The organism is Pseudomonas wuhanensis, assembly GCF_030687395.1.
Lineage (GTDB): Bacteria > Pseudomonadota > Gammaproteobacteria > Pseudomonadales > Pseudomonadaceae > Aquipseudomonas > Aquipseudomonas wuhanensis.
The window spans coordinates 6,098,896-6,110,808 of the sequence record NZ_CP117430.1 but is presented as its reverse complement, the minus strand read 5'-3'; the positions used below and the strand labels follow the sequence as shown (position 1 = coordinate 6,110,808).

Below are 11,913 nucleotides of genomic sequence, written 5' to 3'. Positions count from 1 at the left end.
CTGCTAGGGATAGCGCGCTTAGTCGAGTTCGACAGAGGGTGGCTCTTGCCGCGGTTTGCCGTCGGCCACCGGCACGATGGTTTTGGCTTCCGGCTCGATCGGCACCATCTTGTACTCCTGGCCGTGAAGGTTCTTGAGGTAGACCTCCATCTGCCGGAACGAGATGTTGATGTGCTGCTTCTTGAATTCGCGATTGATGAAGCGGTTGACCTCATCAAGCACCGGGTTGCGGTCACCGAGGTCACGTACATGCATGCGCAACTCGTGGTCGAGGGTGCTTTCGCCGAAGTTCAGGAAGTACACATGGGGTTCCGGATCCTTCAGCACGCGCGGGTTATCGCGGGCTGCCTTGAGCAGCAGCTCTTTCACCAGGTCCAGGTCCGAGCCGTAGTCGACGCCGAGCTTGAGGGTCACCCGGGTGATGGTGTCGGTCAGCGACCAGTTGATCAGTTGCCCGGTGATGAAGGTCTTGTTCGGGACGATGATGTCCTTGCGGTCGAAGTCGGTGATGGTCGTGGCGCGGATGCGGATCTTGCTCACCGTGCCCGAGAGGTTGCCGATGGTGATGGTGTCGCCGATCCGCACTGGGCGTTCGAACAGAATCATGATGCCGGAGATGAAGTTGGCGAAGATTTCCTGCATCCCGAAACCGAGGCCTACCGACAGCGCCGCCACCAGCCATTGCAATTTGTCCCAGCTCACGCCGAGCGTGGACAGGGTCGAGACGAAGCCGACGCCAGCGATCACGTAGGACAGCAATGTGGTCGTGGCGTAGGAACTGCCCTGGGCCAGGTTCAGCTTCGACAGCACGAACACTTCCAGCAAACCTGGCAGGTTGCGCGCCAGGGCGAAGGTGATGCCGATGATGATCAACGCCCCAAGCATGTCGCCGATGCTGATCGGCACCATGCTCATGTTGGCGCCGGTACCGCTGGTGTATTCGTAGAGGGTGATGTTGTCCAGATACGAGAACACCGAGATCAGGTCCGACCAGACCCAGTACAGCGCCGCGATGAAACCGCCGAGCAGGGCCAGGCGGATCAGTCGCAGGGACTGCTCGTTGACCTTCTCGATGTCCAGGGTCGGCTCTTCGATCACCGCTTCGCCATCGCCCGCTTCTTTGGCGGCCTGGCGTTTGGCAAGCGCGCGCTGATAGGCCAGGCGCCGTGCCGCAACACTGAGGCCGCGCACGAAGGTCGCTTCGATCACCAGCCAGAACATCAGCAGGTAAAGCGTGTTGATCAACCGGTCGCTGAGTTTCAGTGCGGTGTAGTAGTAGCCAAAGCACACGGCGACGAACAAGGCGATCGGCAGGACGGTGAACATGACGCCCACGGCCTTGCGGAACAGCGAAGCGTTTTCATGGGTCGGGCTGCTGACCAGCAGGCGGCTGAGCAGCCAGGCCATCAAGGCGTAGCAGGTCAGCACCACCGGCATGCCGAGCACGTCATCGGCCAGCGCCGCCGGTTGCAGTTCGGCGACGGCCACTACGGTCACCAGGGCCATCACCACCAGCCCGAGCCGGCGAATCCAGCCCTGAAGGAATTCGACCTGAGGCTTTTCCCAGCGGAAGTGCAGTTCGGCCACGCCGCCCGGCGCAAGGATGCGGTAGGCGGTGTAGAACACCAGCCAGGCCTGGGCCATTTGCAGCAGCGCCGCGCCCATATTGGCGTTCTGCCCCCGGGCGTCGATCTGCAAGGCCAGGCCGCACAAGGCCAGACCCAGGGAAACCGGCATCGCCAGCAGAATGTTGATCAGAATCGCTTGTGGGGTGTGCCATTGGCTGTCGCGCTTGAAGTGGCCGATGTCCTGGTGAACTTTGTTCAGGCGGGCATAGAGATTTTTGCGGCGCCACAGCAGCGCACCGATCAGCAACGCCAGCGGCAGGAACAGCAGTGGTCGTTGCGTCAGGCCATCGGTCAGTTCGCTCAGGCTCGAAGCCCATGGCAGGGTATTGACCTGACGTTGCAGGCGTTCCGGCACGCTGTGCACCCACTCAAGATCCAGCGGCTTGTTGCTGGGGATCCAGAACATTTGCTCGTCCAGCGTCGCCCTCAGACTTTGCGCGGTGCTGAGCAATTGTTTCTGATTGAGTTGCAGGGTGATGGATTCGTTGAGCACCGCGCTCAGTTCGCGATTCAAACGCTCCAGCAGGTCCGCGCGGGTGGTGGCCAGGTCCAGCAGACTCTTGCGCAGTTGCGGGGTGACTTGCTCGGGCGGTTGTGTCGCCAGCAGGTTGTCGACGTAGGTGATCGGGTTGCTGAGCAGTTCCCGTTGCTGACTGACTTCGAACTGATACAGACGGATGTCGGCAATCTGGTCGGCCAGATCGCGGTCGAGCCTGAGACGCGGCAGAGCCTGTTTCTGTTTGTAGAGAATCTTGGAGAGCAGCAGGCTGCCCTTGAGCACGTTGATCTGTTCGTCCAGCGCCGAATCGCTCTGGGTCACGCTGTCCAGCTGCTGCTTGGTCTGCAGGTTCTGTTGGGTGACTTCGTTGAGGCGGTCGGTGCTTTTGAGCAGGTAGTCGGAGAGCTTCAGGTTGGCCGCGCTTTCGGTGGCCAGCAGGCTGCTGCCACCGGCCTTCTGCGCTTCGATGGACTGCTGGGTCACTGTCTCTTGGGACTGGGCCAGGCGTTTCTGGTTGATCAGGGTTTGCAGGTCCTGGATCTCCTGATCCAGGCGATCGGATTTTTCCGACAGCAAGTCGTGCTGGCTGTTGCCCAGGTCCTGCAACAGGCTGTTGCCGGCCAGTTCCTGGCGACGCAACGGGATCAAGGCGTTGAGCGCCGCGAGCTCGGCGTTGAGCTGATCGCGCTGCTCGGCAGTCAGGGTCTTGCCGCTGTCCTTGCCGAGCTTGAGGATGTTGTTGATCTGCTGGATGCGCGTCTGGCTGGCAGATATCTCAGCCTGGGCGCGCTCGGGGCGGGTCTGGGCGGTAATGATCAGGCTGTTCGCTTCGGCCAGGGCTTTCTGCAGATCGCTTTGCTGAGTGGAGCGTTCGGTCAACAGTTGTTCGAGCTGCTGAATCGTCTCTTTGGCATAGCGTTGCGCCACCGGCACCACTTTAGTGGCCTTGAGGCGGGTCAGTTCGCGCTGGTTCTCGATGTTCTGCTTCGGCGCATTGGCCAACTGCTGCTTGAGATCGATCAGTTTTTGATCGTAATCACGCTGGTTGTTGAGCTGGGTGAGCGTGCCCTGCAGGACTGCTTGCAGGGCTTTCTGATCGGCTTCCGGCAGTTTGCGGTCGGCGATCTTGTTCAGGCTCGTCTGCACGGCTTCGCTGGACGGCGGTTCGGCGGCTTGCAGCGTGCTGATGGAAAGACTCAAACCCAGCAGGGCCATGACGAAAAAGGTGCGCAGAGTTGACATAGAGACCGATCGAAAACGAGACGAAGTGTGGAGTTTAGAGGAACAGGCCGGGGCCGGGGCGACTTCCTTCGGGGAATCTGACGCCTACCTTACCAATCTTGTTCCCTTCCATGACAGCGACGGTCCAAAGGGTGTTGTTCCACTCCACCTGGTCACCCACTACAGGTGCACCGCCCACTTTCTGGGCAATGAAGTGGCCCAGGGACATGTTCGGATCGATGCCCTCGACTTTTAACCCGTACAGGGCAGCAACCGCGCCCAGCTGGGCGTCTCCTTCGAGTACGAAGTCGCCGAAGAAGCGCAAATCCAGCCCCCGTTGCGGGGCCTGACTGAAGAGTTTTCCAAGGGCCGGAAGGTTGTGTTCATGGCCAATTACGCAGAGCAAATCATCGACTTCGAGCACCGTACTACCCGACGGATGGAGCAGTTGCTGGCCACGAAACAGGGCCGCGATACGGGTGCCTTCGGGCATTTTCAGCTCGCGAAGAGGGGATCCAATGCACCATTTCTCGGCACCGAGGCGATACACAAACAGCTCCCACTCACTGGTGACATGCACTTCCAGCGCCGATCGGGAGATGGGCAAAGGCTCCGGCGGGACGGTCACTTTCAAAAGCTTGGCAACCCAGGGCAGGCTTGTGCCCTGCACCAACAACGACACCAGCACGATAAAGAACGCTAGATTGAAGTAGAGCTGAGCATTGGGCAGCCCCGCCATCAGCGGGAACACCGCCAGAATGATCGGTACGGCACCGCGCAGGCCCACCCAGGAAATGAATGCTTTTTCGCGGCCATGGAACGCCTTGAAGGGCAACAGGCCGACCAGCACCGACAGCGGGCGGGCAAACAGAATCATCCACAGCGCCAGGCCCAGCGCCGGCAAAGCAATCGGCAGCAGGTCATGGGGCGTAACCAACAGCCCCAGCACCAGGAACATGCCGATCTGAGCCAGCCAGGCCATGCCGTCGAGCATATGCAAAATGCCGTGACGGCTGCGCACCGGGCGGTTGCCGATCACCAGGCCGCACAGGTACACCGCCAAGAAGCCGCTGCCGTGCAGGGCGTTGGTCAGGGCAAACACCACCAGACCGCCGGCAATCACCAGAATCGGATAAAGGCCGGTGGCCAGGTGGATCCGGTTGACCAGTTGCAGCATTAACCAGCCACCACCGAGGCCGATCACACCGCCGATCCCGAACTCGCGCAGCAAGTGTCCGAGCAGGCTCCAGTGCAGGCCGGTCTGGCCGCTGGCGAGCATGTCGATCAGGGTCACGGTGAGGAACACCGCCATCGGGTCGTTGCTGCCGGATTCGATTTCCAGGCTCGCGCTCACCCGTTCGTTCAGGCCCTTGCCGCCCAGCAGCGAGAACACGGCCGCAGCGTCGGTAGAGCCGACGATGGCGCCGATCAGCAGGCCCTGGATCATGTTCAAGTCGAACAACCACGCCGCCGCCATTCCGGTCAGGCCGGTGGTGATTAACACACCCACCGTGGCCAGCGACAGCGCCGGCCATAACGCCACGCGAAAACTCGCCACCCGGGTGCGCAAGCCGCCGTCGAGCAGGATCACTGCCAGGGCGAGGTTGCCGACCAGATAAGCCGTTGGGTAGTTATCGAAAATAATGCCGGCACCGTCGACACCGGCCGCCATGCCCACCGCGAGGATAATCACCAGAATCGGGATGCCGAGGCGCGATGAAAGTGAGCTCACCAGAATGCTCGCACCTACCAGCAACGCGCCGATCAAGAACAGGCTGTTGATGGTCGTTGCATTCAAAGGCAGTACTCCAGAAAGCTAAAGGCGGGCACAAACTGACCATGCAGTCTGCGTGCCAGCGATTCTAACCTGTTGAAATGTGATGCTGTCAAAAAGCTTTTGGTGTGAGTCGATGATCGTTCCCACGCGGAGCGTGGGAACGATCATACGTGAACCTACAGGCTAAACCGCCCAACCATATTGTTCAGGTCCAGCGCCAGGCGCGACAGCTCGTTGCTGGCCGCGCTCGTCTGGTTGGCCCCCGTGGCCGATTGCACCGACAGGTCACGAATGTTCACCAGATTGCGGTCCACTTCACGGGCGACCTGTGCCTGCTCTTCGGCTGCGCTGGCGATCACCAGGTTGCGCTCGTTGATTTCGACAATGGCGCTGTTGATGGTGTCCAGCGACATGCCTGCACCACGGGCGATGTTCAAGGTCGATTCAGCCCGCTCGGTGCTGTTGCGCATCGAATCCACGGCGTGTTCGGTGCCGCTCTGGATGCTGCCGATCATGCGTTCGATTTCGCTGGTCGACTGCTGGGTGCGATGGGCCAGGGCACGCACTTCGTCGGCGACCACCGCGAAACCACGACCGGCTTCACCGGCACGGGCTGCTTCGATGGCAGCATTCAACGCCAACAGGTTGGTCTGGTCAGCCAGGCCGCGAATCACGTCCAGCACCTTGCCGATGTCGCGCGACTCGTTGGCCAGATCGCCGATCAGGTTGGCGGTGCTTTGTACGTCGGCGCTCATGCGCTCGATGGCACTGACAGTTTCCTGTACCAAGTCACGACCGTCGCCCGCCGAAGTGGTGGCGTTTTTCGAGGCTTCGGAAGTGCTCACGGCGTTGCGGGCGACTTCTTCCACGGCGCTGGTCATTTCATTGACGGCGGTGGCGGCCTGTTCGATTTCGTTATTCTGCTGGGTCAGGCCACGGGCGCTTTCGTCGGTGACGCTGTTGAGCTCTTCCGCGGCGGACGCCAATTGCGTGGCCGAACCGGAAATCCGTTGCAGGGTGTCGCGCAGTTTGTCCTGCATCTTCGCCATGGCGGCCAGCAGGCGACCGGCTTCGTCTTCACCGTCGACGGTGATCGGGCGCGTCAGGTTGCCTTCGGCGATTTCTTCGGCGGCGCTCAGGGCGTTGGCGATTGGCTTGGTGATGCTGTTGGTCAGCAGCCAGGCGAACAGCAGAGTCAGGCCGGTGGCGATGACCAGCAGGGCCACCGTCAGGTTGAAGGCCGATGAGTATTGGTCGACGGCTTGCTGATTGGTGTCGAGGGTCTGTTGGGTGTTGATCTCCAGCAAACGGTTGAGCACGGAGTTGACGGCTTCAGAGTTCGTCAGCAAATCGGTATTGAGCAGCGTGCGCAGTTCGTCGACCTGATTGTTGCGCGACAGGCTCTTCATCCGGTCTTCGATCTGGCGATACTGCCCCAGCAGCTGCACATACTGATCATAGGCCGCACGTTCCTGCGGGCTGGCGATCAGTTTTTCGTAGACGGCTTGGGCCGCTCGGATCTGTTGGCTACGGGTTTCCAACAGGTCTATGGTTTTTTGCTGGACATCAGGCTCGCGGTTCACCAACAGACGGTAAGACAGGACGCGCAGGCGCAGGGTCAGCTGAGTGAACTCGTCGAGGCTTTTAATGCTCGGTACGCTGTTCGAGGTGATTTCTTCGGCGGCGCCGCGAATCTTGCTCATCTGGTTCAGCGCGAACACCCCCAGAACCAGCATCAAGCTGCCAATCAAGGCAAAACCGAGGAACGCCCGCGGTGCGATATTCATATTTCGTAAGGACATGGTGTTCACCGAAAAAAGCGCATCCGTGCGGGGCTGAGACTGCTGTATGCATGACTTATCGGTCATACGACTAAAGTCTTGAGGCGCTGCGCGCTTTTGTCGCAGAAGGGCCCCGGCGACGAAGTGCAGGAACCAGATCCGCCAAACACAGTCTTTAAAGCTCGCGAGGAAGGTCGCCCGCCAGCAAAATCAAGGCCTTGCGCCCGAATAACCCTGGCGTCAGTGGTGACTTTTCTTTATCGTACGCGCCCTTTGAAAATGCCCGGAAAATCAAAATGTTGGAAGCATCCCTAAGCCAATTGGAACAACTGGTCAGCGACCTGGTGCAGCAGAACCAGACCCTGCTCGGCACCAATCAATCCCTGAGCGCAGAACTGGCCCAGGTCAAGGATGAAAACGAAAGCCTGCAACTGAGCCTGATGGAACAGGAAGAGAAACAAGGCGCCACCACCGCACGCATTCAGGCCCTGGTTGAGCGCGTCAGCGCCGGCCCTGTCAGCGCATGAGTTACGGCGCCGCAGGGGTAAAAGTCGTCTCGATTCTGGGGGAGGACTATTCGATCAAGGCGCCGGCCGGGGAAGAGCAGACCCTGCTGGACGCCGCATTAATGTTGAAGGCCGCCCTGGCCGAGACCAAAAAGAAATACCCGACGCTGATCGGTGACCGCTTGCTGGTGCTGGCGGCGATGAATCTGTGCTCGCAGCAGATCGAAATGCAAAAGCGTCATCAGCAAGAACTCGACCGTTACCAAGAGCAAGTCAGCGCCACGGTTGAAGTGATCGCCAAGACAATCAATCAGGCCTGATCAGCTTTGCGCACAACCAAAGAATAAATTGTCGTTTGCGTTGTATACAATCGGCATGGCTGTTGCAGTGTTTCAGCCTCTTATTCTTTGGGGGTGCTCCATGCAGTTCTGGCGACGCAGTATTCAATGGCAGTTGATCCTGAGCATGGGCACCGCCCTGCTGGTCAGTATTCTGATCGTGGTTGGCGTTTATACCCTCGTGGTCAACCGCCTCGCCCAGCGCTATCTGGTCGAACAAGCGCTGCCGTCGAGCATCGAGGCGATGCGCAACGACATCGAACGAATCCTCGTTCAGCCCCTTACCGCCGCCAAGGACATCGCCAGTAACAGCATGGTGCGCGACTGGTTGGCCGGGGGCGAGAACAGCGCCCAGACCGACACCTTCGTGAAGTATCTGGAAGGCATCCGCACCGAGCACAAAGCCTTTACCGCGCTGATTATCGGGGCCGCTTCAAGTCATTACATCACTGAAAAAGGCCTGGACCGGACGCTCAGCCGCTCCAATCCCAACGATGCCTGGTTCTATTCGTTCCTCGACAGCAACCAGCCGCGCACCCTCAATATCGACAATGACACCGCCACTGGCGAGTTGGCGCTGTTCATCGACCTCAAGGTCGAGCAGGCCGGCAACGTCGTGGGTGTCGCCGGGCTGGGCCTGAGCATGAAAGAGCTGTCGGAGCTGATCCACAATTTCAACTTCGGTGAGCGCGGCAAGGTCTATCTCGTGCGTTCCGACGGTTTGATCCAGATTCACCCCGAGGCGCAGTTCAGCGGCAAACGCACGCTGGTCGAACAGATCGGCGCCCCGGCGGCGCAAGCGGTCATGGGGCAGCTCTCTACTTCCACCGCGTCCGCCACCAGCAGTTTTGTCCGCGACGGCGAAGATTTTCTGGCGCTGAGCCTGCCGCTGCGTGATCTGGGCTGGACCCTGGTGGCCGAAGTGCCGCAGTCGCAGATCTACGCCGAAGCCCGTCGCGCGATGTGGATGAGCAGCGGCATCGGCCTGGCGGTGGCATTGGTGTGCCTGTTGTTGGTGGTGTTGCTGGCCCGTGGATTGGTGCGACCGATTCGTCAGGTAACAGCGGCGCTGGTAGCCATCGGTAGCGGTGGTGGAGATTTGACCCACAGGTTAGATTCCAGTCGCGCCGATGAGCTGGGTGACCTCGCTCGCGGTTTCAATCGCTTCCTGGAAAGTCAGCGCGAGATGATCGGCGAAGTCCTGGCCACCAGTGAGCGTTTGCGCACGGCGGTCGGCCAGGTGGCGCGGGTGGTGGACAACACCGCCGAACGTTCGGGTCGTCAGCAGGAAATGACCGACATGGTCGCCACCGCTGTTCACGAAATGGGCCTGACCGTGCAGGAGATCGCGCAGAACGCCGGCAACGCGGCCGTCGCTTCGCAAACCGCGCGGGATGAGGCGCTACAGGCGCGGGTAGTGGTGGGCGGGTCGATTCGGCATATAGAAAGCATGTCCGATGAAATTGGTATTGCTGCCGGCGCGGTGGGCGAGTTGGCCCATCAAGTGGCGTCCATCGATCAGGTGTTGGCGGTGATTCGCGGTATTTCCGAGCAGACTAATTTGCTGGCGCTCAACGCCGCCATCGAAGCGGCGAGGGCCGGGGACATGGGGCGCGGGTTTGCGGTGGTGGCGGATGAAGTGCGGACCCTGGCGCGGCGGACTCAATCGTCCACCGATGAGATTCAGCAGATGATCGGCAGCCTCAAGCAGGGCGCAGAGAATGCGGTGTCTTCCATGCACGCCGGGCAAGCGGCGACTGGCACCGGTGTTGAGTCGAGTCAGCGCACCGGGGCGTCGTTGACGGCGATCACCGGCCAGGTCGAGCGGATCAGCGACATGAACCATCAGGTGGCGACGGCGACGGAAGAGCAGTCGGCGGTGACGGAAGAGATCAATCGCAACGTGCAGGGGATTTCTGATTTGGCGCGAGCGACGGCGGGTGAAGTCAGGGCTTGTCGGGAAGACTGTCAGACGTTGCAGCGGTTGGCCGATGATTTGGCGCGGCAGATGAGCAGTTTCAAACTCAGCTAAAAATTGTGTTGGCTGTGCTGACGCCATCGCGGGCAAGCCCGCTCCCACAGGATTTGGGTGTTGAACACATTATCTGTGAACAATAGAGATCCCTGTGGGAGCGGGCTTGCCCGCGATGGGATTTCAGCTACGCCACAGGGTTCTAATCAGAACCACTCATCCTGCATGCCCAGACACACATCATCCCGCGCCTCAAGAATCGCCAGCTCATGGTGGCAGCCCGGCACTTCCCACGTCAGAAAATACCGCGCCGCCTGCAGCTTACCTTTATAGAAACTCACATCCGCTGCGTTCCCTTTGGCCAGCCCTTCCTCCGCACGAATCGCCTGTTCCAGCCAGCGCCAGCCGATCACCGTATGCCCGAACACTTTCAGATACAGTGCCGAGTTCGCCAGGCTGCTGTTGACCTTGCCTTGAGCCAGATCGGTCAGAAGGCCGATGGTTACGGATTGCAGGCGCGCTACCAGTTTCTCCAGCGGTTCACGTAATGTGCTTAATGTTTCGTACGCCTGTGCCCGCCCGGCGGTGTCGGCGATCAGGCGGATCAATTGCTTGAGCCCCGCGCCGCCGTTCTGCGCCAGCTTGCGCCCCAGCAAGTCCAGCGACTGAATGCCGTGGGTGCCTTCGTGGATCGGGTTCAGGCGGTTGTCGCGGTAGTACTGCTCCACCGGGTACTCACGGGTATAGCCGTGGCCGCCGAGAATCTGGATTGCCAGTTCGTTGGCCTTCAGGCAGAACTCCGACGGCCAGGATTTGACAATCGGTGTCAGCAAATCCAGCAGCTCATGGGCTTGTTTACGTTCGGCTTCAGTCTCAAGCGTGGTGGTGTCGTCGAACAGTCGCGCCGCGTACAGCCCAAGGTCGAACGCGCCTTCTACATAAGCCTTCTGGGTCAGCAGCATGCGTTTGACGTCGGCATGCTGAATGATCGCCACCGGTGCGGTGGTCGGATCCTTGCTATCCGGCACTCGACCTTGCGGCCGCTCGCGGGCGTATTCCAGGGAATACAGGTAACCGGCGTAACCCAGCATCACCGCGCCCATGCCGACGCCGATCCGCGCCTCGTTCATCATCTGGAACATGTAGCTCAAACCGTGGTGCGGCTTGCCCACCAGATAGCCGACACACTCGCCGTTGTCGCCGAAGTTCAGCGCGGTGGACGTAGTGCCGCGCCAACCCATCTTGTGGAACAACCCTGCCAGCAACACGTCGTTGCGCTTGCCGAGACTACCGTCATCGTTGACTAGAAACTTGGGCACGATAAACAGCGAAATGCCTTTCACCCCGGCCGGTGCGTCCGGCAGTTTGGCCAGCACCATGTGCACGATGTTTTCCGACAGCGGATGATCGCCGCCGGAGATGAAAATCTTGTTGCCCTTGAGGCGATAGGTGCCGTCGGACGCGGGCTCCGCGCGCGTACGAATGTCCGACAGCGACGAGCCGGCATGCGGCTCGGTGAGGGCCATGGTGCCGAAGAAACGGCCATCGATCATCGGTTGCAGGAAGCGCTGCTTCTGCTCATCGGTGCCGAAGCTTTCAATCAGGTTCGCCGCGCCCATAGTCAGGAACGGATAAGAGGTCGACGCCGCGTTGGCCGACTGAAAATGCGCAAAGCAGGCTTGCGACAGCAGCGTAGGAAGTTGCATGCCGCCGGCATCGAAACTGCGCGCGGCGTTGAGGAAACCAGCTTCGAGGAAGGCGTCCACCGCCGGTTTCACTTCCGGAATCAGAATCGCCTGACCGTCCTCATAGCGCGGTTCGTTCTCGTCGCCCTTGCGGTTGTGCGGGGCGAAGAACTTCTCGGCGATGCTGCGGGCGGTGCCGATAGCCGCATCGAAGGTCTCGCGGTTGTGCTCGGCGAACCGCTCACGCTGGGTCAGGCCCTCGGCATCAAGGACTTCATACAGCTCGAAAGCCAGATTGCGGGAACTGAGCAACGTCTCGGACATGGCGGCCTACCTTTTTTTGGAATGGACCGAGTCTAGGCGTGGGGAGGGCGGGCTGAAAGGAAGATTGATGAGCGTGATGGTGGAGCAGCGCGACGACTTAGCAGGCGCCACAAGCAACTGTGGGAGCGGGCTTGCCCGCGATGGCGTCAGACCAGTCAATATCATCAGTGACTGATACATCG

General features: G+C 60.3%; 6 protein-coding genes and 3 pseudogenes. 4 read left to right on the top strand and 5 right to left on the bottom strand.

Going from position 1 to position 11,913, the window contains the following annotated elements; translation table 11 throughout:
* Positions 1-18 precede the first annotated feature (18 nt).
* The 4 genes and pseudogenes from mscK to PSH88_RS30630 form a co-directional block, all read right to left on the bottom strand.
* Positions 19-3,369 carry a mechanosensitive channel MscK gene (gene mscK, locus PSH88_RS28120; RefSeq protein WP_305423997.1) on the bottom strand — a complete coding sequence of 1,117 codons (3,351 nt, stop codon included), beginning with the start codon at positions 3,367-3,369 and terminating at the stop codon, positions 19-21.
* A gap of 34 nt (positions 3,370-3,403) precedes the next feature.
* Positions 3,404-5,146 (bottom strand): potassium/proton antiporter, encoded by a 1,743-nt coding sequence (locus PSH88_RS28115; RefSeq protein ID WP_305423995.1) that lies wholly within the window; start codon positions 5,144-5,146, stop codon positions 3,404-3,406.
* A gap of 155 nt (positions 5,147-5,301) precedes the next feature.
* Positions 5,302-5,901 (bottom strand): annotated as a pseudogene (locus PSH88_RS30635) (methyl-accepting chemotaxis protein); the annotation flags it as partial.
* Positions 5,902-6,204: 303 nt separating this feature from the next.
* Positions 6,205-6,861 (bottom strand): annotated as a pseudogene (locus PSH88_RS30630) (MCP four helix bundle domain-containing protein); the annotation flags it as partial.
* Positions 6,862-7,202: 341 nt separating this feature from the next.
* Between PSH88_RS30630 and PSH88_RS28105 the strand changes: the two are divergent.
* The 4 genes and pseudogenes from PSH88_RS28105 to PSH88_RS30620 all read left to right on the top strand — a co-directional run bounded on the left by PSH88_RS28105 (position 7,203) and on the right by PSH88_RS30620 (position 9,782).
* Positions 7,203-7,433, top strand: coding sequence for a hypothetical protein (locus PSH88_RS28105; protein WP_305423991.1), 231 nt, complete (start codon positions 7,203-7,205; stop codon positions 7,431-7,433).
* A complete protein-coding gene (locus PSH88_RS28100; RefSeq protein ID WP_007903196.1) occupies positions 7,430-7,732 on the top strand; it encodes a cell division protein ZapA in 303 nt (100 codons plus the stop codon). Before PSH88_RS28105 ends, PSH88_RS28100 begins: the two co-directional genes overlap by 4 nt.
* A 55-nt stretch (positions 7,733-7,787) precedes the next feature.
* A pseudogene (locus tag PSH88_RS30625) lies at positions 7,788-8,870 on the top strand (cache domain-containing protein); the annotation flags it as partial.
* A gap of 66 nt (positions 8,871-8,936) precedes the next feature.
* Positions 8,937-9,782, top strand: a complete 846-nt coding sequence (locus tag PSH88_RS30620; RefSeq protein ID WP_370694722.1) for a methyl-accepting chemotaxis protein — start codon at positions 8,937-8,939, stop codon at positions 9,780-9,782.
* Positions 9,783-9,928: 146 nt separating this feature from the next.
* Here PSH88_RS30620 and PSH88_RS28090 read toward each other — a convergent pair whose 3' ends face one another.
* Positions 9,929-11,731: an acyl-CoA dehydrogenase gene (locus PSH88_RS28090; RefSeq protein WP_305423988.1), complete on the bottom strand. Its 1,803-nt coding sequence runs from the start codon at positions 11,729-11,731 to the stop codon at positions 9,929-9,931.
* Between the last annotated feature and the right edge of the window lie 182 nt (positions 11,732-11,913).